Genomic DNA, 25,073 nt, shown 5'->3' on the forward strand with positions numbered 1-25,073 from the left:
GCGCCCGGGCGGATTCGGGGGAAGGTGCGCCCCATGGCGACGAAGGCGAAGAAGCGTGCCCCGCGGGCGCGGGGCGGCGTGCGCGCCGGGGTGGCCCGGCTGCGGCGCTGGGCGGTGCGGCTGGTGCTGGGCGCGGCGGCGCTCGTGCTGCTGTGGGTGCTGGCCTACCGCTGGATCGACCCGCCCACCACGCCCCACGCCGTGTCCGAGGGGCTGCGGCTGGGCCGGCTGGAGCGGACCTGGGTGGACATGGAGCAGATCGCCCCCGTCATGGCGCGCGCCGCGGTGGCGGCCGAGGACGCCAACTTCTGCCGCCACTGGGGCTTCGATGTGGACGCGATCCGGGATGCCATCGAGGACGGCGGCGGGCGCGGCGCCTCGACGATCTCTCAGCAGGTGGTGAAGAACGCCTTCCTCTGGCAGGGCCGCTCCTGGCCGCGCAAGGCGCTGGAGACGGCGCTGACCCCGGTGATGGAGGCCATGTGGCCCAAGCGGCGCATCCTGGAGGTCTACCTCAACATCGCCGAGATGGGCGTGGGCGTGTTTGGCGTGGAGGCCGCGGCGCGGCACCATTTCGGCAAGGCGGCCCGCGACCTCTCCGCGCGCGAGGCGGCGCGGCTGGCGGCGATCCTGCCCAGCCCCCGCACCCGTGACCCGGCCGCGCCCACGCCCGCCTCGCGGCGCCGCGCGGTGATGATCGAGGACGGGGCGGCGACCATCCGCGCCGACGGCCGCGCGGCCTGCTTCGAGGATTGAGGCGCCCCTCCGGCGCCGGTAGAGGGCGAACATGATCCAGCTCCATCACTTCGCCCTGTCGCCCTTCTGCCGGAAGGTCCGGCTCGTGCTGGCCGAGAAGCGGCTGGAGGTGGAGCTGATCGACGAGCGCTACTGGGAGCGCGACCCCGAGTTCCTGCGCCGCAACGCCGCCGGGCAGGTGCCCGTGCTGCGCGTCGACGGGCTGACGCTCTCGGACAGCGCCGCGATCTGCGAGTACCTCGAGGAGACGGTCCCCGCCGCGCCGCTGCTGCCCAAGGCGCCCGCCGAGCGCGCCGAGGCGCGGCGGCTGGCGGCGTGGTTCGACGACAAGTTCCACCGCGAGGTGACCTCGAAGCTGGTCTACGAGCGGGTCAACAAGAAGCTGACGCGCTCTGGCTACCCGGACGGCACCGCGATCAAGGCGGGCGTGAAGGCGGTGAAGTTCCACCTCGACTACATGGGCTGGCTGCTCGACCAGCGCCGCTGGCTGGCGGGCGACGCGATGACCATCGCCGACTTCGCCGCCGCCGCGCACCTGAGCTGCCTCGACTACTCGTCGGACGTGGACTGGGAGCGGCAGCCGGCGGTGCGGGACTGGTACTCCAAGATCAAGTCGCGGCCCGCGTTCCGCTCGATCCTGGCCGACCAGGTGCCCGGCTTCCGCCCGGCGCCGCACTATGCCGACCTCGACTTCTGAGCTTCGGCCCGCGCTGGAGGCGCGCGCGCGCGCCGAGGGCTTCTGCGCCGTGGGCGTCTGCGCGCCCGATGCGATCCCCGATGCGGCCCCCCGCCTCTCGCGCTTCCTCGGCGAGGGGCGCCACGGGCAGATGGGGTGGATGGGCGACCGGCAGGCGTGGCGGGGCGATCCGCGCGCGCTCTGGCCCGAGTGCCGCAGCGTGGTGATGCTGGCGATGAGCTACGCGCCGGAGCACGATCCGCTGGAGGACGTGGCCTTGCGCGACCGGGGCGCGGTGAGCGTCTATGCGGCGGGGCGCGACTATCACGACGTGGTCAAGAAGGCGCTGAAGCGGGTGGGGCGCTGGCTGATCGAGGCCGCCGAGGGCGAGCCGGAAATCAAGGTCTTCGTGGACACGGCGCCCGTGATGGAGAAGCCACTCGCGCAGGCCGCCGGGATCGGCTGGCAGGGCAAGCACACCAACCTGCTGGGTCGGGATTTCGGCAACTGGGTGTTCCTGGGCGCGATCTTCACCACGCTGGATCTGCCCACGGACGAGGCCGAGCGCGAGCACTGCGGCTCCTGCACCCGCTGCCTCGACGTCTGCCCCACCGACGCCTTTCCCGCCCCGTTCCAGCTCGATGCGCGGCGCTGCATCTCGTATCTCACCATCGAGCACCGCGGCCCCGTGGACGAGGCGCTGCGCGAGGGTCTCGGCAACCGGGTCTACGGCTGCGACGACTGCCTCGCCGTGTGCCCGTGGAACAAGTTCGCGGTGGCGGCGGGCGACATGCGCCTCCACGGCCCGCACCGGGCGCCCGCGCTGGCCGAGCTGGCGGCGCTGGACGATGCCGGCTTCCGGGCGCGGTTCGCGGGCAGCCCCATCAAGCGCATCGGGCGGGACCGCATGGCGCGCAACGCGGCCTATGCCATCGGCAACTCGGGCGACCCGGGGCTGAAGCCCGCGGTGCAATCCTTGTGCGACGACGCGGACGAGGCCGTCCGCGACGCTGCGCGCTGGGCGGCGGCGCGGCTGTGAGCGTGCTGCTGAGCTTCGGGCACGGGTATTCCGCCCGCGCCCTCGCGCCGCGGCTGCTGGCCCGGGGCTGGACCGTGATCGGCACCACGCGGTCCGAGGAGAAGGCCGAAGCGTTGCGCGCCGAGGGCGTGGAGCCGCTGCTCTGGGGCGCGCCCGTGGAGGCGGCGCTGGCGCGGGCGACCCACGTGCTGGTCAGCGCCGGGCCGGACGCGGACGGCGACCCGGTGATCGGGCGATACGGCGATGCCCTGCGCGCCGGGCTGGGGCACGTCGCGTGGACGGGCTACCTGAGCACCACGGGCGTCTACGGCGACCACGGCGGGGCCTGGGTCGACGAGGAGACGCCGCTCGCGCCCTCGACGCGCCGGGGGCGGTGGCGGGTCGAGGCCGAGGCGGCGTGGCGGGCCTTGTGCACGGAGGCGGGCGTGCCGCTGCACGTGTTCCGCCTGGCGGGCATCTACGGGCCGGGGCGGGGGCCGTTCGCGAAGGTGCGGGCGGGCACGGCGCGGCGGATCGTGAAGCCGGGGCAGGTGTTCAGCCGCATCCACGTGGAGGACATCGCCGGCGTGCTGGAGGCCTCGATCGCGCGGGGCGGGGCGGGCGGCGTGTACAACGTGTGCGACGACGACCCGGCCCCGCCCGAGGACGTGATCGCCCATGCGGCCGACCTGCTCGGGGTTCCGCGCCCGCCGGAAATCGCCTTTGCGGAGGCCGACATGACGCCCATGGCGCGCAGCTTCTACGCCGAGTCGAAACGGGTGCGGAACGCACGCATGAAGGACGATCTGGGGGTGCGGCTGCGCTATCCGGACTACCGCGCGGGGCTGGCGGCCTTGTTGCAGGCGGAGCGCATTCGAGGCGAATGACGCGCACTCCCCGCTAGGCCCACGGGCCCGTCTCGGCTATGGAATCCCCACGAGCAAACGACCTGGAATCAGGCGGAGACGGGACATGAACGGACAGTACACGCGCCGCGGCGCGTTGGGCATCGGCGCGGGTGCGGCGGCGATGCTTGCAGGATGCGGCACGCCGAAGTTCGCGACCTATCGCGGCCCGGCGGTGACCAAGCTGGAAGTGCACAAATCCTCGCGGCGGATGTACCTCCTGAACGGCAAGACGGTGCTGAAGACGGTCGGCATCCAGCTCGGCTTCGCGCCCCAGGGGCACAAGCGGGTCTACGGCGACGGGCGCACCCCCGAGGGGCGCTACATGGTGGACCGGCGCAACCCGAACTCGTCGTACTTCCTGTCGGTCGGCATCAACTACCCCAACGCGGCCGACGTCGCCTGGGCCGCCGAGCGCGGCCTGAACCCCGGCGGCGACATCTTCGTGCACGGCTGGGGCCCCGAGCCGCGGGCGCGTCACGGCCACGACTGGACCGCGGGCTGCGTCGCCTGCACCGACCAGGAGATGCGCGACGTCTACGCCATGGTGCGCGACGGCACGATCATCGACATCTTCGCCTGAGGGCGGCCCGCCCCGGGGGGCGGAGGCTGCGACGGCGTGAGGGGGGGTGCTTCGGCGCCCCCTTTCGGTGTCCGGAGCGTCCGCGTCGGGGGCGCGGCGGACGGGGTGCGGCGGGCGAATGCCCCGCGTGGGGCGCGGCGGACCGCGGCGTCGATGGCGCAGGGCGGTGGGGCAGGGCGCCCGGAGCGCCCCGGCCCGGGGGCTCAGGCGATGCCGTCGTCGGTGCCCATGTTGAGCGTCCACCAGATGCGGCCGTTGTCCTCCTGGAAGAAGGCGATGCCCATGCGGCGCGCGGCCGGGTCGAGCAGCACGCGGCGGGGGCCGCGCTCCTGGCCCCAGGCGACGATGGTCTCGAGCTCGCTCTCGTAGGTCTCCGAGATGGCCTCGCCCAGGAGGCGCCCGCCGAAGCCGGCGCGCTGCGCCCGCTCGATCGGCGTGGAGCCGTCGGATCCGAAGTGCCACGGGCGGTTCTGCAGGCTCATGTCGCGCGAGTGGGTGGCGGCGGCGGCCGTCAGGCGCGGGTCGAGCGCCACGGGCGCCACGCCGGCCTCGGCCCGCAGGGCGTTCACGGCATCCAGGGCGCGGAACGGGATCTCGCGCGTCTCGGCCGCGGAGATGCGGTAGAGCTGCGGCAGCGGCCGGCCGTCGGGGCCGAGGCGCGGCGGCGGGGGGGCGGCGCAGGCGGTGAGGGCGCTCGCGGCCAGAAGGCCGATCATGTGGCGGCGGTCCATGGGGGGCACTCCGGGGCGGTTCGTGGCGGTTCGGTCCTCGTTCCCGATCCGCCCTAACCCCGATCGGCCGATGCTGCAAACCCGCGCGGCGGCGATGTTTCGCGTCCGACACGTCGCGTGGTTGTGTCCGGCGCCCCGCTCGGCATACTCGCGCGCGCACCCGCGATCACAGGAGAGACCATGCCCATCCTCGACCGTCGCGGCTTCCTCGTCGGCGCCACCGCCGCAGTTGCCGCCGCACCCGCCGGGGCGCAGACCCTGCCCTCCACCGTGCAGCTGCGCGACGACATCTCGGAATCGACCCGGCGCAACACCCACAGCTTCCTGTCCATGGACTGGCGCGAGCACTTCCGCTCGGTCGGCTCGGGCGCCATCCTCGTGGACATCGACAGCCGCGTCCTGCACTTCTGGGACCGCGCGGGCGACTACCGTATCTACCCCTCGTCGGTGCCCTCCTCGGAGGAACTGACGCGCCGGGGCCGCACCACGGTGACGCGCAAGGTGGTGGGGCCGTCGTGGTCGCCGACGCCGAACATGCGCCGCCGGAACCCCGAATGGCCCGCCTTCGTGCCGCCGGGGCCGCAGAACCCGCTCGGCACCCACGCCATGTACCTCGGCTGGAAGTACTACCGCATCCACGGCACCCACGATCGCCGCAAGATCGGCCGCCGCTCCTCGTCGGGCTGCATCGGGCTCTACAACCGCGACATCGCCGAGGTGTTCGCGATGGCGCCCGTGGGCACCCAGGTCCGCATCATCTGACCCCCCCGGGGCCGCGCCGCGGCCCCGCAACCCGGAGGCGCCCATGACGCCCAGATCGCTCGCCTTCGCGGCCATCCTCGCGCTCGCCGCGCCCGCCCACGCGGCCGGCCCCCCCGTGGGCGGCAAGGGCGCCACCGCGGTGCCCCGGCCCGAGATCATCGTCGAGGACACCGCGCCGGTCGCGGGCGGCATCATCCTGCCCGCGCTGGCGCTGGTGATCCTGGCCGCGGTGCTCGCCTCGGGCGACTGAGCGCGCCCCGCGGCGGCGCGTGGCGCAACCGATTGGCCGAAGCAAAAGGACCCCCGCACCGGCAGACGCCGGGCAGGGGTCAAGTTGCGCGCGCCGGACATCGAGACGGCGCGCGCAGGCGGTAACTGGGGAAACGTCAGGCCGTGGCGGCCATCTCCGCGCGGACCTGCTGGCGCAGCGCGTCGATGGGCACGTCGCGGCCCTCGCGCTTGAAGTGCCAGTAGGTCCAGCCGTTGCACGAGGGCGCGCCCTCGAGCCGGGCGCCGACCTGGTGGATCGAGCCCTTCTCGACGCCGGTGCACAGCGTGCCGTCCACGCGCACCTTGGCGCGGTGGCGGCCGTTCAGGGAGCGCAGCTCCTCGCCGGGGCGGATCATGCCGCGCTCGACCAGGGTGCCGAAGGGCACGCGCGGCTCAGCGCGCTTGCCGCGGGTGATCTCGAGCGAGGCGGCCTCGACGGGGCGCACGCGGGCGATGCGGGCCTCGGCGATCTCGCGGTACTCGGCCTCGCGCTCGATGCCGATGAAGCGCCGGCCCAGCATCTTGGCGACCGCGCCGGTGGTGCCCGTGCCGAAGAACGGGTCGAGCACGACGTCACCCGGCTCGGTTGTCGCCGTCAGCACGCGGTGGAGCAGCGCCTCGGGCTTCTGGGTCGGGTGGGCCTTCTCGCCGCGCGCGTTCTTGAGCCGCTCGTGGCCGGTGCAGATCGGGAAGGTCCAGTCGGAGCGCATCTGCACGCCCTCGTTGGCCGCCTTCATGGCCTCGTAGTTGAAGGTGTAGCGCGACTTCTCGGACTTCGACGCCCAGATCAGGGTCTCGTGGGCGTTGGTCAGGCGCTTGCCGCGGAAGTTCGGCATGGGGTTGGTCTTGCGCCACACCACGTCGTTGAGGATCCAGAAGCCGGCGTCCTGGAGCGCGGCGCCCATGCGGAACACGTTGTGGTAGGAGCCGATGGCCCAGATCGCCCCGTCGGGCTTCAGCACGCGGCGGGCCGCGCGCAGCCAGTCGCGGGTGAAGCGGTCGTAGGCCGCGAAGGTGTCGAACTGGTCCCAGTCATTGTCGCAGGCGTCCACGCGGGAGCCTTCGGGCCGGTGGAGGTCGCCCCGCAGTTGCAGGTTGTAAGGGGGGTCCGCGAAGACCAGGTCCACGCTCGCTTCCGGAAGGGCGTCCATCGCCGCCACGCAGTCTCCGGACAATACGGTATCGAGCGGGAGCGCGAGCTCCCGGGTGCCTGCTGTCATGTCTGTGCCTCATAGGGCGCCGCCGTCTGTCGCGGGGTCGCCTCGTTGTTATGGGGCCAACATGAAGGCGGGATCGTGTCCGGTCCAGAAACCGATTGGGGCCGAATGGGGGCGGGGCCGTCAGCACAACATGTTGCGTATGGGCGCGAAGGAACGCCGATGATGTTGTGTCACGCCGAGCTGGCCGAGGGCCACCCGGTGCTCGCGGGTTCCGTATCCCGCGTTGCGCTCCCAGCCGTAGCCCGGATGTTGTTGCGCCAGCGCCACCATGCCCCGATCGCGCCACGTTTTGGCCAGCACGGACGCCGCCGCCACCGACAGCGACAGCCCGTCGCCGCGGATCACCGCGCGGGCCTCGCAGGGCAGACCGGGGGGGAGGTAGCGGCCGTCGACGAGCAGGTGGTCGGGCGGCTCGGGCAGGGCGGCGACGGCGCGGCGCATGGCCAGCGCGGTGGCGGCCACGATGCCGAGGGCGTCGATCTCGGCGACCGAGGCCTCGCCGACGCCGCTGAGCGAGGCCGCGCGGATCATCGGCTCCAGCGCCTCGCGGCGCGCGCGTCCGACGCGCTTGGAGTCGTCCACGCCCGGGGGGGCGTCCCGGACCAGGATCACCGCCGCGGCGGTGACGGGGCCGGCCCAGGGGCCGCGGCCCACCTCGTCCACGCCGGCCACCCGCAGGCGGCCGCGCGCATGCGCCTCGCGTTCGAGGTGGAGGTCGGGGCCGGGCATGGCCCCGGGGGTGCCCGCCGCAGCGGGCCGCGTCAACGCTGGGCGGCGGCGGGGCGCCAGCCCTCGGACAGCAGGCACACGGGGCCGTAGAACCAGCGCCGGCCCCGGCGCGTTTCGACCTCGTGGAGACACTCGCGCGGAAGTGCTGCGCGCGAGGGCACGGCCCGCTCCACGCAGTAGGCGTCGAGGCCGGTGAAGTCGCCGCGCAGGGGCACCTCGCAGCCCGCGGGGATGGTGCGCAGGGCGAGGCGCTCGCGCTCGGCCTCCTCGCGCAGGCGCAGGGCCTCGGCCTCGGCGGCGAGCTTGCGCTCGGCCTCGGCGGCCCGCTCCGCCGCCTCCGCGGCGCGCCGGCGCTCCCGTTCGGCCTCGCGGCGCGCCTGCTCCGCCTCGCGCGTGGCCTCGCGCCGGGCCCGCTCGGCCTCGCGCCGCTCGCGCTCGCGCTCGGCCGCACGCTCCGCCTCGCGGTCGCGGGCGGGCTCCAGCCCGTGCGAGGCGCGGTGGTCGGAGCCGTTCAGGTGGCGGTGCTCGGCGATGCCGTCGTGGCTGTGCCCGTAGGTGCCGACGGCCGCGTGCTCGGAGGGATGATGCGAGCCGTTGGGGTGGCGGTGGGGCATGATGTCATCGTGGGAATGGCCGTAGGTGCCGCGCCGGAACTGGGCGTCGGCGGGGGCCGGCAGGGCGAGCACGAGGGCGAGCGAGGCGGCGAACGTGGCGGCGAGGGGCTTGAGCATGGCGGGTCTCCCTGGTCGTTGGGGGAACGGATGGGTGTCGATCCAGTTCCTCGCCCCCCGGTTTCGCCCGCAATGACCGGGTCGCGTCATGGCATGACGGCGCGTGCGCTATTGCCTGACGGGGGCGGCTGCCACAGATGGGGGGAATGAAAACCGCCCTTCTCGCCATCCTCGCCCTCGTGGTCGCGCTGCCCGTTCAGGCCGCCTGCTATGCCGACTACAAGGCCAAGCGGAACGATCCCCTGCGCCTGCACTACGGCGTGATCCAGCTCGATCCCGAGGACTGCGACCCCGAGGCCGCCGCCGCCGCGCTCCGGAGCCGTCTGGACGACGGCTGGGAGTTGCTTCAGGTGGTGGACGTGTTCGACGACACGGGACTCGACCAGAGGAGAGCGAGTGCAGGCCCCTACTTCCTCCGTTACTGAGACGCGGGCCCGCTCGGCCCGCATCCTGGCACTCGGCATCGGCGCGGTGGTCCTCCTCCTGGGGGCGGCCGCGGTGTTCCTGTTCGCGGCCCTGCCCGAGGCGGACGCCTTCAACGACCGGGTGGAGCGCATCTTCGTCGAGTCCGAGGGCCTGACCGCGCCCGCCGAGATCCGCCTGCTGGAGGTGCTGGCGCAGTCCGGCACGGCCTTCTCGGAGGTGCTCGCCAGCTACCGCACGGTGATCTTCGTGCTCTTGGTCTTCGCCACCGCCCTCCTGATCGCCTGCGTGGTGCTGCTGGTCGCCATCGTGACGCTGAACCGCCGCATGGGCGAGATCGAGCGGTCGGGCATCCAGGTGACGTCGCTGGTGCTCAGCCGGGCCGAGAACGCGGTGTCGCTGAACGACATCGACCTGAAGCTGACCGATGCGGCGATGGAGACGCTGAGCGTGCTGGCCGAGGCGCGCATCGACGGCGACATCCTCACCGGCGCGCAGATCGAGGCGATGATCTCGGGCAAGCCCGAGCCGGACTGCGACGAGGCCGCGGGCGCGACCCGCATCAAGCGCCTGCGCGACGCGCTGGGCAACCAGATCGTCACGGCCCTCCTGGTGCGCAACATCACGCGGCAGGGCTACGTGCTGGACCTCGACCCCAAGGTGATCCGCATACTCTAGGGCCGCGGCCGCCCTATCTCGCCCCCCATGCGCTACCCCGAGACGCCCGACGGGCGCTACTTCGTCGCCAAGGGGCGCCTGTGGCGCCGCACCGACCCGCGCCTCGCCGAGGACGCGCGGCAGGAGGCGGTGCGCGCGCTGATGTCCGCGCGCCGCGCCGTGCGGGACGCGGCCACCCCCGACGAGACGCGCGCCGCCCGCGCCCGCGTGCAGGCCGCCAAGGTGGCCCTGGGCGAGCGGGGCCCCGTCTGGTGGGACGACGACGCGCCGGACGTGACCCGCCGCGCGCCGTGGAACACGGATTACGCGGCGTGGTGGGAAGGGCTGCCGGAGGCGGAGCGGGCGGCGGGCCTCGGCTGAGGCTTGCGGGGGCGCGGGGGGGCTGACACCCTCAGGCCGATCCCAGCCGCCCCCGGATGCCCCGTGTCCCTCCATCTCGACAGCATCGACCTCAAGATCCTGCGCATCCTTCAGCAGGATGCGGACGTGTCGAACGTGGAGCTGGCCGAGCGCATCGGTCTGTCGCCCTCGCCCTGCCTGCGCCGGGTGCGCATCCTGGAGGAGGCGGGCGTCATCAAGCGCCGGGTCACCCTCCTCGACGCCGAGGTGCTGGGCCTCGCGGTGAGCGTGTTCGTGTCGGTGCAGCTGGAGCGGCAGAGCCGCGAGCGGCTGGGCGAGTTCGAGGCCGAGATCCGCAAGCGCCCCGAGGTGGTGGAGTGCTACCTCATGACCGGCGAGAGCGACTACCTGCTGCGCGTCGTGGTGCCCGACCTCCATGCCTACGAGCGGTTCCTGAAGGACAGCCTCACGCGCATCCCCTCGGTCGCCAACATCCGGTCGAGCTTCGCGCTCAAGCAGGTGGCCTACTCCACGGCCCTGCCGCTGGGCCATCTGGCGTGAACCTCACGCGGCCCGCGCCGCCCGCTCGCGCGGCACGTGGCGCAGGTGCGAGCCGGTGACGCCGCCCGGCAGGGCCGCCACGCGGTCGGCCACGTCGAGGAGCTTGCCCAGGTCGATGCCGGTGTCGAGCCCGCCCTCGTTGAACGCGAACACGAGGTCCTCGGTGGCGGTGTTGCCCGTCGCGCCAGGCGCGAAGGGGCAGCCCCCGAGGCCGGCGGCAGCCGCGTCGAAGGCGGGGACGCCCGCGTGCCAGGCGGCGAGCGCGTTGGCGACGCCCTGCCCGAAGGTGTCGTGGCCGTGGAAGGCCCACGTGCTCCGCGCCGTCTCGGGCAGGGCCATCGCGGCGCGGAACCGCTCGGCCACCGCGAAGGGGTTGGCGCGGCCCGTGGTGTCGCAGAGCGCGATTTCCGCTTCGGGGGCGATGGCGGCGGCCCGGCGGGTGGCGGCGAGCACGGCGTCCAGCGGCACGGTGCCCTCGAAGGGGCAGTCGAAGGCCGTGGCGACGTTGACGCGCAGGCGCGTGTTCTCGGGCAGGGCGGCGGCCACCGCGCCCAGCCCGTCCAGCGAGTCTGCGACGGACTGTCGGACGTTGCTGCGGTTGTGGGACTCGGAGACCGAGAACACGTAGCCGATCTCGCGGATGCCGGCCCCGGCGGCCCGCTCGGCGCCGCGCACGTTCGGGACCAGCGCCATGAGCCGGGCGGGCAGGTCCAGCACGGCGGCGGCGATCTCCGCCATGTCGTGCATCTGCGGCACCGCCCTGGGGCTCACGAAGCTGCCGATCTCCACGCGCCGGCAGCCGGCGGCGACAAGGTCGCGGATCAGCGCGATCTTGGTGTCCGTGGGCAGGGGATCGCGGATGCTCTGGAGGCCGTCGCGGGGGGCGACCTCGACGATGGCGGGGCGGCGGTCGGTCACGGGGGCGTCCTTGCCTGCGAGGGTCTCAGACAACTTCGGTGCCCTCCCCGGCCTCGGGCGCGCGGCCCTGCCAGGCATCGAGCACGTCGAGCGCGAAGCGGATCGCGAGGAGGCCGAAGCCGATGGGCAGCATGGCGTAGGGTATCACCATGGGCGTGCCGAAGGACGACGAGACCCGCTCGCCGTACTCCGCGGCCTGGGCGGCGATCAGGTAGCCGCGCCAGGCCATGATGCCGGCGAACCCGGCGCCGAACAGGCCGATGATCGCGCGCACCGTCCGCCGGCCGCGGTCCCCCAGCCGGTCGGCGAAGAAGGTGATGCGGATGTGGCTGTCGGTGCGCTGCACGTCGGCGGCGGCCATCACGGCCACGTAGACGATCAGGAAGGTGTTGATCTCCAGCGACCACGAGGTCGGCGCGGCGAAGAGGTAGCGGGCGACGGCGTCGTACACGATGGTCAGCACCATGAAGACCAGCACGACCTGCCCGCCCCGTTGGGTCAGGCGCTCGAGGAAGGTGTAGGCGGTGCGCATGGTCGGACCTCCGGAGCGGGTGGGGGAGGGGGCGCGGCGGGCGCGCCCCCCGGATCATCAGGACTCGGCGCCGGTGGCGAGCGCGATGGCGCGCCGGCCGACCTCCGGGCCGACCTCCTCGAGCCAGGCGTCGATCACGGCCTGCGAGCCCGCCTCGAGGCGCTCGAGCTCCTCCGCGGTGGGCTCGATCACCTCGATGCCGGCCTCCTCCATCATCGGCCAGAACTCGTTCGGGTAGATGACGTCGTTGGCCTCGCGGGCGCCGTTCTCCTCGAACCAGGCGGCGGCATCCTCGACCGCGGCGCGCTCCTCGTCGCTCAGGGCCTCCCAGCGCTTCGTGGTCATGAACAGGCCGATGCCGAAGGCGGTCACGGGCAGGGTGTAGACGGCGCCGAGCTGCTCCTGCAGCGAGCGGCCCACGACCGTCGAGATGTTCGCCACGGCGGCGTCCACGGTGCCCCGCTGGAGCGCGAGGTAGAGCTCCGAGGAGGGGATGCGCACGGCGGCGGCGCCGAAGTCCTCCATCAGCTTGGTCGCCTCGAACGAGACCACGCGGACCTTCTTGCCCGCGATGTCGTCGATCGAGCGGATCGCCCCGTCGCCGGTGGACCAGACGTACTCCGGCTCCAGCACGTTCCCCATCATGGAGATCATGCGGAGGTCTTCCTTGGCCAGCTCCTCGTTCATCAGCTCGAACAGGGGCGAGCCCTTGGCGATGCGGCCCGGGTTCTCGTAGAGCGCCTCGACCACGCCCGGCAGGCCGGTGATCCCGAGGATCGGCGAGGAGCGGGTGATGTAGCTGGTGGTGTGGAACATGAAGTCGATGGTGCCCGAGCGCAGCGCGGGCAGCTGCTCGTCGGCCTTCAAGAGCTTGCCGCTGTCGTAGTAGTCCACGGCGATGGCGTCGGAGGCGTCGAGGCGCTCCACGAAGCCGGCGGAGCCGTAGCTCAGCGCCTTGTAGGAGGGCGGCAGGTAGCTGACGCCGGTGAGCGTGGTCTCGGCCATGGCGGGGGCCGCGAAGGCCAGGGCGCCGGCGAGGGCTGCGGCGGAGCCGAGCAGGGTTCTGCGGGTCGTGGTCATCTCTGGGTTCTCCCTTGGGTTCGAGACGGTCACAGGAGGCCGGGCAGCCACAGGCTGATCGGCGGGAAGAGGACGAAGAGCATCAGCACCGCGAACTGGACCGCCACGAAGGGCACCACGGAGCGGATGATCTCCTCGACCTCGAGTTGGGGGCACACGCCCTTGAGGGCGTAGAGGTTGAGGCCGACGGGCGGCGTCACCACCGCGATCTCCAGGTTCATGACCAGCACGATGCCGAACCACAGCGGGTCGTAGCCCAGCGCGGTCACGAGCGGCAGCAGGATGGGCGTGGTCACCACGATCAGCGAGACCGCGTCGACCAGCATCCCCAGGAGCACGAGGGCGACCATCACCAGCGTCAGGATCGCCCAGGGCGGCAGGTCCGTGGCGGTGAGCGCGGCCGAGACGTTCTCGGGGACGCGCACGAGGTTGAGGTAGTCGCCGAAGATCTTGGCGGTGCCCATGATGAGGAGGATCGCGCCCGACACCTTCACCGAGGACCGCAGAATCGCGACCGTGCGCCGCCAGTCGAGGCAGCGGAAGATGAGGGCCGCGATCAGGAACGCCCCCAGCGCGCCGAAGGCGGCGGCCTCGGAAGGGGTGGCGATGCCGGAGTAGATCGAGCCCAGCACGATCAGCACCAGCAGCATGGCGTGCCAGATGCCGCCGAGGGCGCGCAGCTTCTCGGCGCGGGGGGCCCTGGGGCCGTCGTCGGCGGGCGCCTCGGCGGGGTTCAGGCGCACCCGGACCCAGATGTAGAGGCACAAGGCGAGGGCCAGCACGATGCCGGGAAGGATGCCGCCGATGAAGAGCGCGCCCACGGACACGCCCGAGACCGCGCCGTAGATGATGAACGGCACCGAGGGCGGGATCAGCATGGCCAGCGCGCCCGAGGACGCGACGGATCCGGCGGCCAGACCCCGCGAGTAGCCGCGGTCCAGCATCTGCGGCACCGCGATCGAGCCCACGGCGGCGACGCCCGCGACGGACACGCCCGAGACCGCGCCGAAGATGGCCGAGGCGCCCACGGTGGAGATGGCGAGCCCGCCCCGCAGCCACTGGAGCCACAGGGACGCGGCGCGGAACAGGTTGGCCCCCACGGGGGTGGCGCCGAGGATGTTGCCCATCAGGATGAACAGGGGCAGCGCGATCAGCTCGAAGGAGTTGAGCTGCCCGAAGAACGAGGTGGGCGCGAAGAAGAACGCGAGCGGGCCGCGCGCCATCCACAGGCCCAGGAGGCCCGAGGCGCCCAGCGCCAGGAAGATCGGCGCGCCGGCCCCGATCAGGCCCAGCAGCATCACGACGACGATGATCGGCTCTAGCACGGCGCGTCTCCTCGGGTGTTCACGGCGTCCTCCCTCCCGGGGCTCAGGTCACGCCGTCGGCGCGCAGGGCCTCGCGGCGCGCGGCGTCGTAGCCGAGCGTCTCCGCGAGGATGGTGTCGGTGTGCTCGCCCAGGGCGGGCCCAAGCCCGCGCACGGCGCCGGGCGAGCGCGACAGGCGCGGGAACACGTTCTGCATGGCGAGCGTGCGGCCGCGCTTCGGGTCCTCGACGTGCACGATGCTCCGGCGCGCGGCGAAGTGCTGGTCGGCCAGCATGTCCTCGGCGGTGTAGGCGAGGCCCACGGGCACGCCCCCGGCGGCCATGCGCTCCACGATCTCGGCGGCGTCCACGGTGCGGGTCCAGTCCGCGATCAGGTCGTCCAGCTCTGCCTGGTTCTCGCCCCGGGCGCGGTGGGTGGCGTAGCGCGGGTCGTCGGCCAGCTCGGGCCGGTCCATGGCCTCGCACAGGCGCCGGAACACCGAGTCCTGGTTGGCGCCGATCACTACGTCCTTGCCGTCGCGCGCGGGGTAGGCGTTCGAGGGGGCGATGCCGGGCAGCGAGGAGCCGTTGCGCTCGCGCACGTGGCCGCCGGCGTCGTACTCGGCCACGAGGCTCTCGGTCAGGCCGAGCACGGCCTCGTAGATGGCGCTGTCGACCACCTGGCCCCGGCCCGTACGGTGGCGGTCCTGGAGGGCGAGCAGCACGCCCATGGCCGCGTTCACGCCGGCCATGGTGTCGCCGAGGCTTAGGCCGATGCGGATCGGGGCGCGGTCGGGGTAGCCGGAGATGTGGCGCAGGCCGCCCGCCGCCTCGCAGACCGAGGCGAAGCCCGCGCGCCCGGCATAGGGCCCGTCCTGGCCGTAGCCCGACACGCGGGCCATGATCAGGCGCGGGTTGATCGCGGCGAGCGCGTCGTAGCCGAGGCCCCAGCGCTCCATGGTGCCGGGGCGGAAGTTCTCGACCAGCACGTCGGACTCGGCCACGAGGTCGCGCAGCACCGCCTGCCCCTCGGGGCGGCGCAGGTCGAGCGTGACCGACTTCTTGCCGCGCGCGATCACGTCCCACCACACGGGGTCGCCGCTCCGGTCCGGGCGGCCCCACTGGCGCATGGCGTCGCCCACCTCGGGCGGCTCGACCTTGACGACCTCGGCGCCGAAGTCGCTCAGCAGCTGGCCGCAGTAGGGCCCGGCGATGAGCTGTCCGAGTTCGATCACGCGAATGCCGTCGAGCGGTGCCATGGGGCGGGTCTCCGTCTGGTGGCGCTGCGCAGACGGTATCGGGAGGGATGCGGCGGCGGGTTGCGGAGGTGCGGATGCATAAGTGTTATTTTGGCACGACGGAGGCGGGAGGGGCAGTTTCATTGGCACGGCGTGCCATGGGGGAATCCCGGCCAATGCGAGCGAACGGGCCGTAAGTCACGCTCACCGCAGAACTGAGACTCCGAGGCGGTCACGAAACGGGAATGGCAGGAAATGCTACCGAACGCCGGATCGGCGGCATCGGCGTTCCAGCCCGTCCGCCGCGTGTCCGCGAGAACGCAGCAAAATGTCCCGCCCTCCCGCCTAAAAGTGATCCAACCGTCGCGCCCCCCCCGCGTGCCGCCCGATCCCCCTTCCCGGAGCCCCCGCCATGACCGACACCCGCACCCTCGACCGGCTGGCCCGCGCCGCCCTGTGGCTCTCGCACTGGACGATCCACCACGCCAACCACGTCCGCCCCAGGGCCGACGGCGAGGTGAAGGTGGGCGGGCACCAGGCCTCGTCGGCCTCGATGGCGCAGATCATGACCGCGCTCTACTTCCACGCCCTGCGCCCCGAGGACCGGGTCGCCGTCAAGCCCCACGCTTCGCCCGTGTTCCACGCGATCCAGGCGCTGGCCGGGAACATGCCGCGGGAGAAGCTGGAGCGGTTCCGGGGCCTCGGCGGCGCCCAAAGCTACCCCTCGCGCACCAAGGACGTGGACGACGTGGACTTCTCGACCGGCTCGGTGGGCCTCGGGGTGGCGGCCACGCTGTTCGCCTCCCTGGTGCAGGACTACCTGCACGCCAAGGACGCCTTGCGTCCCGACTGGCCGATGGGCCGCATGGTGGCGCTGGTGGGCGATGCGGAACTGGACGAGGGCAACGTCTACGAGGCGCTGCAGGAGGGCTGGAAGCACGACCTGCGCAACTGCTGGTGGATCGTGGACTACAACCGCCAGTCGCTCGACGGCGTGGTGCACGAGGGCCTGTGGGAGCGGATCGAGGCGATCTTCCGGGCCTTCGGCTGGCGCGTCGCGCGCCTGCGCCACGGCAAGCTGCAGGAGGCCGCTTTCGCGGAGCCGGGCGGCGAACGGCTTCGGGAATGGATCGAGGCCTGCCCGAACCAGCTCTACTCGGCGCTGACGTGGCAGGGCGGCAAGGCGTGGCGCGCGCGGCTGACCGAGGAGCTGGGCGACCAGGGCGACGTCTCGGCGCTGCTGGACCGTCGCTCGGACGCGGAGCTGGCCGCGCTGATGGCGAACCTCGGCGGGCACTGCATGGCGACCTTGTGCGATGCCTTCGACGAAGCGGCGGAGGACGACCGCCCCACGGTGTTCCTGGCCTACACGATCAAGGGCTGGGGCACGCCGCTGGCGGGGCACAAGGACAACCACGCGGGCCTGATGAACCCCGCCCAGTTCGCCGAGTGGCAGCGCGAGATGGACGTGGAGCGGGGCGCCGAGTGGGACATTCCCGCCGATCTCGCCGCCGCCGCCAAGCGCGCGCCGTTCTTCGCACGCGGACCCCGGCGGCTGGAGGACGGCGCCGCCGCCGTGCCCGCGATCCCCGCGCCCGCGGACCGCGAGATCTCCACCCAGGCCGCGTTCGGCAAGATCCTCGACGCGGTGGCGAAGCAGGGCGGGCCACTGGCCGATCGCATCGTCACCATGTCGCCCGACGTCACCGTCTCCACCAACCTCGGGCCTTGGGTGAACCGGCGCGGCCTCTTCGACCGCCGCGAGCGGCCCGACACGTTCCGCGACGAGCGGGTGCCCTCGACGCAGAAATGGGCCTTCGGCCCCGAGGGGCAGCACCTGGAGCTGGGCATCGCCGAGATGAACCTCTTTCTCGCGCTGGGCGCCGCCGGCCTGTCGCATTCCCTGTTCGGGCGCCGGCTGATCCCGGTGGGCACGCTCTACGACCCCTTCGTCGCGCGCGGCCTCGATGCGCTGAACTACGCCTGCTACGGGGACGCCCGCTTCCTCTTCGCGGGCACGCCTTCGGGCGTCTCGCTCGCCCCCGAGGGCGGCGCGCACCAGTCCATCGCCTCGCCCCTGATCGGCATGAGCCAGGACGGGCTGGCCGCCTTCGAGCCGGCCTTCGCGGACGAGCTGGCGATCGTCATGGGCTGGGCCTTCGACTACCTCCAGCGCGAGGGCCGCGCGGACGAGGGCGACTGGGCGCGCGATGCCGAGGGCGGCTCGGTCTACCTGCGCCTCTCGACCCGCCCCCTGGAGCAGCCCGGCCCGCGGGGGCAGGACTTCGAGCGCGGCGTGATCGACGGCGCCTACTGGCTGCGCCCGCCCTCGCCGCGCACGGGCGTGGTGATCGCCTACCAGGGCGCGATCGCCGACCAGGCCATCGCCGCCGCCGGGCGGCTCGGGGACTGGACCGGCGACGTGGCGGTGCTGGCGGTGACGTCCGCCGACCGCCTCAACGCCGGCTGGACGGCGAGCGAGGAGAGCCACGTGGCGCGCCTGCTCGCGGACGTGCCGGGCCACGCCGCGCTGGTCACGGTGATCGACGGGCACCCCGCGACGCTGGCGTGGCTGGGCGGCGTGCACGGGCACCGGGTCCGCAGCCTCGGGGTCGAGCACTTCGGCCAGACCGGCACGGTGGCCGATCTCCACCGCCATTTCGGCATCGACGCGGACGGCATCGTGCGGGCGGCGAAGCGGACCATGGGAACGCGGCGCGCCCGGTCCGCCTGACGGCCCGGGCGGCTCGCGGCGCGTCGGCGCGGCGCGGGGGAAACTTGGATCGCCCCCGGGGCGTCTTACCTGTGTCGTGGAACAGGAGGACGGCCCTTGCACGAGGCCCTTCGCATCACCCTCGCCCTCGCGGGCCTCGGGCTCGGCGCGCTCGCCGCCTGGGGTCTCGGGCTTGCGGGCTGGGCCATCGCGCTCGCCTCCGCCGGCTTCGCCGCGACGCTCGCGCTGTTCGAGGCCGTGTCAAACCTGCGCTTTCCGCCGCGCCTCCACGCCGGGGTCGTGCTCTACGCCCTCGCCGCCCTCCTCCTGGGCGAGCACCTGCAGGTCTACGAGGCCCTGCCGTGGTGGGACCTCGCGCTCCACGTGGTCTCGGCGGCGGTGCTGGCGGTGGTGGGCTTCGGCCTAGCGCTCCTGCCCACCGCGGGCGCGCCGCCGCGCACGGCGCTGTGGGTGCTGGGCACGCTGGCCTTCGGCTTCGCCATGATGGCGGGGGCGCTGTGGGAGGTGCTGGAGTTCGCGCTCGACCAGCTCTTCGGCACGAACGCGCAGGATTCGGGTCTCGTGGACACGATGTGGGACGTGATCGCCAACACCCTCGGCGCGGTGGCGGGGGCAGTCGCGGGCCACGCGGCGCTGCTCTCGGGGCGCCGCCTGCCGCTGGGCGGGCTGCTTCTGGACGTCGTCGAGGCGAACCCGGTGCTCTACGGCCTATGGCGCGGCCCGCTGCGCCGCCCGGAGGGCCAGCCGCGCGGCGCGCTCGCCGGAGCGGACGGCGCCTTCGAGCGTGGCGGGCAGCCCCGTGCGGACGTGATCCCCGGCGAGTAGGAGGTTCGGCCAGGGCGTGCGGGGCCCGTGCCGCCTGGCGGCGCCTTCGGGCGACTGGTCGAAGGTGGCGGCCCGCTCGCGCAGGAAGCGGGCGGCGGGCATGGCGGGGGGCACGGCGCCTCCGTGGGCGCGCACGGCGGCGGCGACGTCGGCCCAGAGCCGGGCGAGGGCCGCGTCGCGCCCCAGCCCCTCCAGCGCGGAATCCTCCGCCGCCGAGACCGTGACCGACACCACGTCGCCGCGCCGGAACAACCAGTGCGCCGTGCCGCCGAGCAGGGCGAGGAGGGGGGGCAGGCCGCTGTCCGGGACCACGAAGTGCGCGTTGGCGATGGCCCGGCCCGAGGGCGGCAGCGCGAGGCGGGGCAGGAGCGCGCTCGCCTGCCGGGGCGGCACGGCCAGCACGGCCACGTCGCCGGGCGCGAAGTCGATGCGCGCGCCGGCATGGATCGTGCGGAGGCGGTCGCCGCCCTCCAGCGCCGCCACGGGGCGGCGCAGGTCGATCTGGGTGCCCTGTCGCTCCAAGAGGGCGAGCGCGGGGTCCACCAGCGCCGGGCCGAGGCCGCGGGGAAAGAACACCGGCCGCGCTGCGCCCGCGCCGCGCGCGAAGGAGCGCAGGAGCGCCGCCGCCAGCAGCCGGGCCGAGCCGCGTGCAGGGTCCTCGTTCAGCACGGCGCGGCTCATGGGGTCCCAGAAGCGCGCCATCAGCGGCGAGGCGGCGCCCACGGCCCGCTCCACCGTGGCCGAGGGGCGCGCGGCCGCCAGCCGGGCCATGTCGCGCACCAGCGTGCCGGGCCGCACGCCGGGGGGGCGGGCCGCCAGCGCCCCCCACGGACCGGGGCCGGGGCGCACGCACCACTGCTGGCCGTCCGCGAGGTCGAGGAACGGGAACGCCGCCTCGCCCCGCTCCAGCGCGTCCGCGCCGCCGATGCGCCCCGCCCAGTCCAGCACCGCGCGGTTGGCGGCGAGCACGAGGTGGTTGCCGTTGTCGATCACCCGCCCCAGCCGCGCGTCGCGGTAGGAGCGGCAGCGCCCGCCCGCCTTGGGCGAGGCCTCCAGCACCGTGACGGCCATGCCCCCGCGGGCGAGGGCCTCCGCGGCCACGAGGCCGGCCAGCCCCGCGCCGATCACGAAGGCGCGCGGCATCAGACCGGGCGCGCCGCGGCGGCGAGCCCGTCCACCAGCTTGCCGAGGCGCGAGCGACGGGGCGGCGGGCGCGTCCAGTCGGATTCCCAGCGGCGCAGCAGGCGCTCGTAGGGGCCCATCATCACCAGCGCAGGGAGCAGCGGCACGCGGCGGTGCGCGGGGATCTCGGCGGCGGCGGCGCGGAAGGCGCGGCGGGCGTCGGCCCCTACCAGCGCGCGCGCCCGGGGCAGGGCGGCGTGGCCCGGCACGCGGGCGGGCTCGCCCGGCAGTCCCGCGGCCTCCAGCACGGGGCGGGGCAGGTAGAGCCGGCCCATCGCGGCGTCCTGCTCCACGTCGCGCAGGATGTTCACCAGCTGCAGCCCGCGCGCGAGGTGGAGGGCGAACCGCTCCGAGGGCGGCCCGAGCCAGGCGCCGAAGCAGCGCATCGAGAGGATGCCCGCGGCGCCCGCCACGCGGCGGATGTAGGCGTCCAGCACCTCCGCCGAGGGCGCCACGATGGCGCGCGCGTCCATGCGCATGCCGTCGATCACCAGGGCGAACTCCGCTTCGGGCAGGTCGAGCCACGCGGCGGCGCGGGCGATCTCGGCGCCGATCGCGGTGCCGGGGCGGCCCGCGAAGGCGAGGGCGACCTCGCGCTCCCAGCGATCGAGGGCGGCGGCCCGCGCCTCGGGCGTGGCCGCGCCCGGCGCGTCGCCGTCGGCGATGTCGTCCACGGCGCGGCAGAGGGCGTAGACCGCATGGATCGCGCGGCGCCGCGGCTCGGGCAGGACGCGCATGCCGAGGGCGAAGCTCGACCCGGCGCCCGCCACCACGCGGCGCACCTCGGCCCGGTCGCCGCGCTCGGTGGTGGCGGGCGCGAAGCTCACGGCAGGGCCGCGGCGGCGGCGAGCCCCGCGCGCGCGAAGTCGAGCCGCGTGGGCGCGATGCGGCCCGCCAGCGGATCGCCGCGTTCGAGCCTCGCGTGGAGCCTTCGGGCCAGGAACAGGGTCGCCGCCGCCTGCGCGCGCAGGCCGCGCGAACGGATGCGCCGGGGCAGGGGCGCCGCCTCGCGCAGCAGCGCGCCCGTGGCCCCGAGGGTGCGGTCGATCACCGCGCGCAGGGCGGGCGAGGCGGTGGACGCGGCGAGCGCGGCGTCCCCGGCCCCCGCCGCGTGCATCCAGTCGCCGGGCAGGTAGCGGCGCCCGAGCCGCTGCCAGTCGGCGCGGATGTCCTGCACGTGGTTCAGCACCTGCAGCGCGGCGCACAGGGCGTCGGACAGCGCGTGCGCCCCGGCCCCCTCGCCGTGGACGCGCAGCAGGAACCGGCCGACCGGCGCGGCGGAGTGTGCGCAGTAGTCCCGCAGCGCCGCCCAGTCCGCGCAGCGCGCCCCCGCGGCGTCGCGGCGGAAGGCGACCAGGAGCGCCCGCGCCTCCTCCAGCGCGGCGCCCGGCCCGACGGCGCGACGCAGCGCCGCACCCGGGCCCGCGTCTTCGCCGTCCAGCCCCCGCTCCAGCGCCGCGAGCCGGGCGAGCCGCGCCTCGGGCGCGGCCGCGGGATCGTCGGCCGCATCGTCGGCGGCGCGCGCGAAGCGGTAGAATGCGACCACCTGAGGCCGAACCCGGGGCGCGAGCAGGCGCGAGGCCACCGGAAAGTTCTCGGACGCGGCCGCGTGCCACGGATCGGCAGCGTCCGCGCCGCCGGTCTGCATCCCGCCTGCCAGCGTCATCCGCCCGCTCTCCCCTCGTGACATCCGTGTCGGTTGACCTAGATCGCGGCCAGACCCCGAGAAGCGAACCGATGCGAAAAACACGACCGACCGCCCTGTGCAGCCTAGACGCCGCCGGAGCATCAGACCAGACCGCGGCACGATCCCGCGCCTCCCGACGGAGCACCCGATGAACGCCCAATCCGATACGCGCGCCCGCGACGTCGTCGTCGTCGGCGCCGGCCCCGGTGGCCTCGCCACCGCGATGCTGCTGCGCGCCTCCGGCGCCCGCGTGACCCTGCTGGAGAAGGCCGACCGCGTGGGCGGGCGCACCGCCAGCTTCGAGCAGGACGGGTTCACCTTCGACTACGGCCCGACCTTCTACCTCTACCCCGAGGTATTGCGCGAGATCTTCGCCGCCTGCGGGCGCGACCTCGACCGGGAGGTGGACCTCAAGCGCCTCGACCCGATGTACCGCCTCCAGTTCGACGACGGGAACACCTTCGACGCCACCCCCGACATCGACCGGCTCACGGCCGAGGCCGCGCGCATCTCGCCCGCGGACGCGCCCAACGTGAGGGCCTACCTCGCGGAGAACGCCGCCAAGTTCGAGGCCTTCCGCCCGATCCTCCAGCGCCCCTTCGCGAGTGCGCGCGACCTCGTGGGCGTCGACATGCTGCGCGCGCTGCCCCTGTTCCGGCCGTGGCTGACCGTGGACGGTGACCTCAAGCGCTGGTTCCGGCACCCGGACCTGCGCCTCGCCTTCTCGTTCCAGTCGAAGTACCTCGGCATGTCGCCGTTCAAGTGCCCCTCGCTGTTCACGATCGTGGCGCACGTGGAGTACGGCTTCGGGGTCTATCACCCCGTGGGCGGGTGCAACGCGATCCCCAAGGCCATGGCGCGCATCGCCCGCGAGATGGGCGTCGACATCCGCCTGTCGGAAGGCGCCGAGGAGATCGTCACCGAAGGCCGCCGCGCCACGGCGGTGCGCACCCGCACGGGCACGATCCCCGCCGATGCGGTGGTGGTGAACGGCGACTTCGCCTCGACCATTCCGCGCCTGATCCCGAACGCCCGCCGCAAGCGGTGGAGCGACAAGACGATCGCGAAGAAGAAGTACTCCTGCTCGACGTTCATGCTCTACCTCGGCATCGAGGGGCGCTTCGACGACATGCACCACCACACGATCTACCTGTCCGAGGACTACACCAAGAACATCCGCGAGATCGAGCAGGGCCTCGCCCCGCGCGAGCCCACGATCTACGTGCAGAACGCCTCCGTCACCGACCCGACGCTGGCGCCCGAGGGGCACTCCACGCTCTACGTGCTGGTGCCCACCGGCAACCTCGAGGGCGGCGAGGACTGGGAGGCGCTGGCCCCTGTCTACCGCGAGAAGATCCTCGATCGGCTATCCAAGCTCTCGGGCCACGACATCCGGCCCCGCATCCGCACCGAGCGCATGATCTCGCCCGCGGACTGGGAATCGCAGATGGGCATCTACCGGGGCGCCACGTTCAACCTCGCGCACAACCTCGGCCAGATGCTTCACCGCCGCCCCCACAACCGCTACGAGGACGTCGACGGCGTGTACCTGACGGGCGGCGGCACGCATCCCGGCTCGGGCCTGCCGACGATCTTCGAGAGCGCGCGCATCGCCGCCCGCCTCGCGGCCGAGGACATGGGAATGCCCGCGCCGGGCATGGGGATGAAGGAGGCGGCGGAATGAGCCACGTCGGCATCATCGGAGGCGGCCTCGGCGGCCTCGCGGCGGCTGCCACGCTGGCCGCGCGCGGCCACAAGGTCACCCTGCTGGAAAAGAACGGCTGGCTCGGCGGCAAGGCCGCCGTGCTGGAGGAGGAGGGCTTCCGCTTCGACATGGGGCCCACCATCCTCACCATGCCGCGGGTGCTGGAGCGGGTCTTCGCCGAGGCGGGCCGCGACATCGCCGACTACCTCGACCTGCGCCGCCTCGACCCCCAGTGGCGCTGCTTCTACGACGACGGCACCGTGCTCGACCTGCGCGACGACCCCAAGCTGGCCGCCCGCGAGATCGGGCGCCTGTCGCCCGAGGACGAGGCCGGGTTCGAGCGGTTCATGAAGGTCGCCGACCGCCTTTCGGACGTCTCCGACCGGTTCTTCTTCTGGCGCTCGGTCGAGGACCTGCGCGACACGATGGACCTGAAGCAGAACATGTCGCTGGAGACCCTGCGTGACGTGATGGCGCTGCGCATGCACCGCACCGTCGCGGGCCAGATCAAGCGCGACGTTCGCGATCCCCGCGTCCAGCAGATGCTGGAGCACTTCATTCAGTACGTCGGGTCCAGCCCGCTGGCCTCGCCGGCCGTCCTCTGCGGCATTGCCCAGATGCAGCAGGGCGAGGGCGTCTGGTACCCGATGGGCGGCACCCGCGCCGTGCCGCAGGCCCTCGTGCGCCTCGGCGAGGAGCTGGGCGTGGACTACCGCACCGGCGTCGACGTCGAGGGAATCGAGCTGGAGGGCGGGCGTGCCGCCGCCGTGCGCCTCGCCTCGGGCGAGCGCATGGCCTTCGACCGCATCGTCTCGAACATGGACTCGGTGCGCACCTACCGCGAGCTGATCGGCGGGGACGCGTGGAAGCGGTTCGGCCACAAGAACCGCGAGGCCGCCTGCTCGGGCGTCGTCCTCTACCTCGGCCTGCGCGAGGCCTACGACCACCTCGCCCACCACAACTTCGTCTTCTCGCGCGACCCTCAGGAGGAGTTCCGCGCCATCTACGACCGCGGCGTGCCCGCGCCCGATCCCACCGCCTACATCGCCGCGCCTGCGCGGACCGAAGCAGCCGTAGCCCCCGAGGGCGGCGAGGCGCTCTACGTGCTCGTCCACACCCCCTACCTGCGCGATGGCCAGGACTGGGCGCGGATGCTGCCCGAGTACCGCAAGGTCATCCTGCGAAAGCTGGGCCGCGCCGCCGGCATGGACGACCTCGAGGACCGCATCGCCTTCGAGCGCGCGCTCACCCCGCAGGACATCCACGAGCGCTACAAGGTGCTGAACGGCGCGATCTACGGGCTCGCCAGCCACGGACGCGTCAACGGCGCGTTCAAGCCGGGCAACCGCTCGCGGCAGGTGCCGGGGCTCTACCTCGCGGGCGGCTCGGCGCATCCGGGGCCGGGCATGCCCATGGCCCTGATGTCGGGCTGGATCGCCGCCGACAGCCTCGACGGCGACAGCGTCTCGAACGTGGCCGCCGAGTAA

Annotated in this window: 27 protein-coding genes; 15 read left to right on the plus strand and 12 right to left on the minus strand. The window is 73.6% G+C overall.

From position 1 onward, the window contains the following. The first annotated feature begins 33 nt into the window (after nt 1-33). The 5 genes from mtgA to K3554_RS03185 all read left to right on the plus strand — a co-directional run bounded on the left by mtgA (nt 34) and on the right by K3554_RS03185 (nt 3,938). A complete protein-coding gene (mtgA, locus tag K3554_RS03165) occupies nt 34-756 on the plus strand; it encodes a monofunctional biosynthetic peptidoglycan transglycosylase (protein WP_259943445.1) in 723 nt (240 codons plus the stop codon). 31 nt (nt 757-787) lie between these two features. Continuing rightward, nucleotides 788-1,453, plus strand: a complete 666-nt coding sequence (locus K3554_RS03170) for a glutathione S-transferase family protein (RefSeq protein WP_259943446.1) — start codon at nt 788-790, stop codon at nt 1,451-1,453. After that, nucleotides 1,434-2,471, plus strand: coding sequence for a tRNA epoxyqueuosine(34) reductase QueG (gene queG / locus K3554_RS03175; RefSeq protein WP_259943448.1), 1,038 nt, complete (start codon nt 1,434-1,436; stop codon nt 2,469-2,471). The genes K3554_RS03170 and queG overlap by 20 nt, the downstream gene beginning before the upstream one ends. Beyond that, a complete protein-coding gene (locus K3554_RS03180) occupies nt 2,468-3,337 on the plus strand; it encodes an SDR family oxidoreductase (protein ID WP_259943449.1) in 870 nt (289 codons plus the stop codon). The genes queG and K3554_RS03180 overlap by 4 nt, the downstream gene beginning before the upstream one ends. An 85-nt stretch (nt 3,338-3,422) precedes the next feature. Next, nucleotides 3,423-3,938 carry a murein L,D-transpeptidase family protein gene (locus K3554_RS03185; RefSeq protein WP_259943450.1) on the plus strand — a complete coding sequence of 172 codons (516 nt, stop codon included), beginning with the start codon at nt 3,423-3,425 and terminating at the stop codon, nt 3,936-3,938. Between the two features lie 203 nt (nt 3,939-4,141). Here the strand turns inward: K3554_RS03185 and K3554_RS03190 are convergent, their stop codons facing one another. Further along, complete coding sequence (locus K3554_RS03190) at nt 4,142-4,669, minus strand: CAP domain-containing protein (RefSeq protein ID WP_259943453.1); 528 nt, start codon at nt 4,667-4,669, stop codon at nt 4,142-4,144. A gap of 180 nt (nt 4,670-4,849) precedes the next feature. Here K3554_RS03190 and K3554_RS03195 point away from each other — a divergent pair, with 180 nt between their 5' ends. Together K3554_RS03195 and K3554_RS03200 are read left to right on the plus strand one after the other, a co-directional pair. Continuing rightward, nucleotides 4,850-5,431 carry a L,D-transpeptidase gene (locus K3554_RS03195; protein WP_259943461.1) on the plus strand — a complete coding sequence of 194 codons (582 nt, stop codon included), beginning with the start codon at nt 4,850-4,852 and terminating at the stop codon, nt 5,429-5,431. 43 nt (nt 5,432-5,474) lie between these two features. Beyond that, nucleotides 5,475-5,681 carry a hypothetical protein gene (locus tag K3554_RS03200; protein WP_259943464.1) on the plus strand — a complete coding sequence of 69 codons (207 nt, stop codon included), beginning with the start codon at nt 5,475-5,477 and terminating at the stop codon, nt 5,679-5,681. Between the two features lie 136 nt (nt 5,682-5,817). Here the strand turns inward: K3554_RS03200 and K3554_RS03205 are convergent, their stop codons facing one another. From K3554_RS03205 to K3554_RS03215, 3 genes are all read right to left on the minus strand, one after another. Continuing rightward, nucleotides 5,818-6,921: a site-specific DNA-methyltransferase gene (locus K3554_RS03205; RefSeq protein WP_259943466.1), complete on the minus strand. Its 1,104-nt coding sequence runs from the start codon at nt 6,919-6,921 to the stop codon at nt 5,818-5,820. A 120-nt stretch (nt 6,922-7,041) separates the two neighbouring features. Further along, nucleotides 7,042-7,650 (minus strand): ribonuclease HII, encoded by a 609-nt coding sequence (locus K3554_RS03210; RefSeq protein WP_259943469.1) that lies wholly within the window; start codon nt 7,648-7,650, stop codon nt 7,042-7,044. A 32-nt stretch (nt 7,651-7,682) separates the two neighbouring features. Beyond that, entirely contained in the window at nt 7,683-8,381 is a 699-nt protein-coding gene (locus tag K3554_RS03215) for a hypothetical protein (protein ID WP_259943470.1), read from the minus strand. Nucleotides 8,382-8,527: 146 nt separating this feature from the next. On the opposite strand from K3554_RS03215, the gene K3554_RS03220 reads away from it, so the two are divergent. The 4 genes from K3554_RS03220 (at nt 8,528) to K3554_RS03235 (ending at nt 10,382) form a co-directional block, all read left to right on the plus strand. Further along, nucleotides 8,528-8,806: a hypothetical protein gene (locus K3554_RS03220; protein WP_259943471.1), complete on the plus strand. Its 279-nt coding sequence runs from the start codon at nt 8,528-8,530 to the stop codon at nt 8,804-8,806. Next, nucleotides 8,778-9,482 (plus strand): hypothetical protein, encoded by a 705-nt coding sequence (locus K3554_RS03225; protein WP_259943473.1) that lies wholly within the window; start codon nt 8,778-8,780, stop codon nt 9,480-9,482. Before K3554_RS03220 ends, K3554_RS03225 begins: the two co-directional genes overlap by 29 nt. Nucleotides 9,483-9,509: 27 nt before the next feature. Continuing rightward, the gene (locus tag K3554_RS03230; RefSeq protein ID WP_259943475.1) at nt 9,510-9,842 is read left to right on the plus strand and encodes a hypothetical protein; all 333 of its coding nucleotides are present in this window, start codon (nt 9,510-9,512) and stop codon (nt 9,840-9,842) included. Between the two features lie 63 nt (nt 9,843-9,905). Continuing rightward, the gene (locus K3554_RS03235) at nt 9,906-10,382 is read left to right on the plus strand and encodes an Lrp/AsnC family transcriptional regulator (RefSeq protein WP_259943476.1); all 477 of its coding nucleotides are present in this window, start codon (nt 9,906-9,908) and stop codon (nt 10,380-10,382) included. A gap of 3 nt (nt 10,383-10,385) precedes the next feature. Here K3554_RS03235 and K3554_RS03240 read toward each other — a convergent pair whose 3' ends face one another. From K3554_RS03240 to K3554_RS03260, 5 genes are read right to left on the minus strand one after another with little or no spacing between them, the layout of a single operon-like run. Beyond that, complete coding sequence (locus K3554_RS03240) at nt 10,386-11,333, minus strand: hydroxymethylglutaryl-CoA lyase (protein ID WP_259943477.1); 948 nt, start codon at nt 11,331-11,333, stop codon at nt 10,386-10,388. Then, nucleotides 11,326-11,832: a TRAP transporter small permease gene (locus tag K3554_RS03245; protein ID WP_259943479.1), complete on the minus strand. Its 507-nt coding sequence runs from the start codon at nt 11,830-11,832 to the stop codon at nt 11,326-11,328. Before K3554_RS03245 ends, K3554_RS03240 begins: the two co-directional genes overlap by 8 nt. A gap of 57 nt (nt 11,833-11,889) precedes the next feature. Next, complete coding sequence (locus tag K3554_RS03250) at nt 11,890-12,912, minus strand: TRAP transporter substrate-binding protein (protein ID WP_259943481.1); 1,023 nt, start codon at nt 12,910-12,912, stop codon at nt 11,890-11,892. Between the two features lie 29 nt (nt 12,913-12,941). Further along, complete coding sequence (locus K3554_RS03255) at nt 12,942-14,237, minus strand: TRAP transporter large permease (RefSeq protein WP_259943484.1); 1,296 nt, start codon at nt 14,235-14,237, stop codon at nt 12,942-12,944. 43 nt (nt 14,238-14,280) lie between these two features. Next, on the minus strand, nt 14,281-15,474 hold the full coding sequence (locus K3554_RS03260) for a CaiB/BaiF CoA-transferase family protein (RefSeq protein ID WP_259943485.1): 1,194 nt from the start codon (nt 15,472-15,474) through the stop codon (nt 14,281-14,283). A 391-nt stretch (nt 15,475-15,865) separates the two neighbouring features. On the opposite strand from K3554_RS03260, the gene K3554_RS03265 reads away from it, so the two are divergent. Then, nucleotides 15,866-18,187: a transketolase-like TK C-terminal-containing protein gene (locus K3554_RS03265; RefSeq protein WP_259943488.1), complete on the plus strand. Its 2,322-nt coding sequence runs from the start codon at nt 15,866-15,868 to the stop codon at nt 18,185-18,187. 96 nt (nt 18,188-18,283) lie between these two features. Continuing rightward, nucleotides 18,284-19,012, plus strand: a complete 729-nt coding sequence (locus tag K3554_RS03270) for a hypothetical protein (protein ID WP_259943490.1) — start codon at nt 18,284-18,286, stop codon at nt 19,010-19,012. Here the strand turns inward: K3554_RS03270 and hpnE are convergent. The 3 genes from hpnE to K3554_RS03285 are packed head-to-tail and all read right to left on the minus strand — an operon-like array spanning nt 18,896 to nt 21,860. Continuing rightward, nucleotides 18,896-20,155 carry a hydroxysqualene dehydroxylase HpnE gene (hpnE, locus tag K3554_RS03275; RefSeq protein WP_259943492.1) on the minus strand — a complete coding sequence of 420 codons (1,260 nt, stop codon included), beginning with the start codon at nt 20,153-20,155 and terminating at the stop codon, nt 18,896-18,898. The two genes, K3554_RS03270 and hpnE, sit on opposite strands and share 117 nt — an antisense overlap. Then, the gene (locus K3554_RS03280; protein WP_259943495.1) at nt 20,155-21,021 is read right to left on the minus strand and encodes a squalene/phytoene synthase family protein; all 867 of its coding nucleotides are present in this window, start codon (nt 21,019-21,021) and stop codon (nt 20,155-20,157) included. Before K3554_RS03280 ends, hpnE begins: the two co-directional genes overlap by 1 nt. Then, nucleotides 21,018-21,860: a squalene/phytoene synthase family protein gene (locus K3554_RS03285; protein WP_259943497.1), complete on the minus strand. Its 843-nt coding sequence runs from the start codon at nt 21,858-21,860 to the stop codon at nt 21,018-21,020. Before K3554_RS03285 ends, K3554_RS03280 begins: the two co-directional genes overlap by 4 nt. Nucleotides 21,861-22,029: 169 nt before the next feature. Between K3554_RS03285 and K3554_RS03290 the strand changes: the two genes are divergently transcribed. Both K3554_RS03290 and K3554_RS03295 read left to right on the plus strand, forming a co-directional pair. Continuing rightward, nucleotides 22,030-23,565 (plus strand): NAD(P)/FAD-dependent oxidoreductase, encoded by a 1,536-nt coding sequence (locus K3554_RS03290; protein ID WP_259943500.1) that lies wholly within the window; start codon nt 22,030-22,032, stop codon nt 23,563-23,565. After that, complete coding sequence (locus K3554_RS03295; protein ID WP_259943502.1) at nt 23,562-25,073, plus strand: NAD(P)/FAD-dependent oxidoreductase; 1,512 nt, start codon at nt 23,562-23,564, stop codon at nt 25,071-25,073. The genes K3554_RS03290 and K3554_RS03295 overlap by 4 nt, the downstream gene beginning before the upstream one ends.

The organism is Jannaschia sp. W003 (genome assembly GCF_025144335.1).
Classification (GTDB): Bacteria; Pseudomonadota; Alphaproteobacteria; order Rhodobacterales; family Rhodobacteraceae; genus Jannaschia.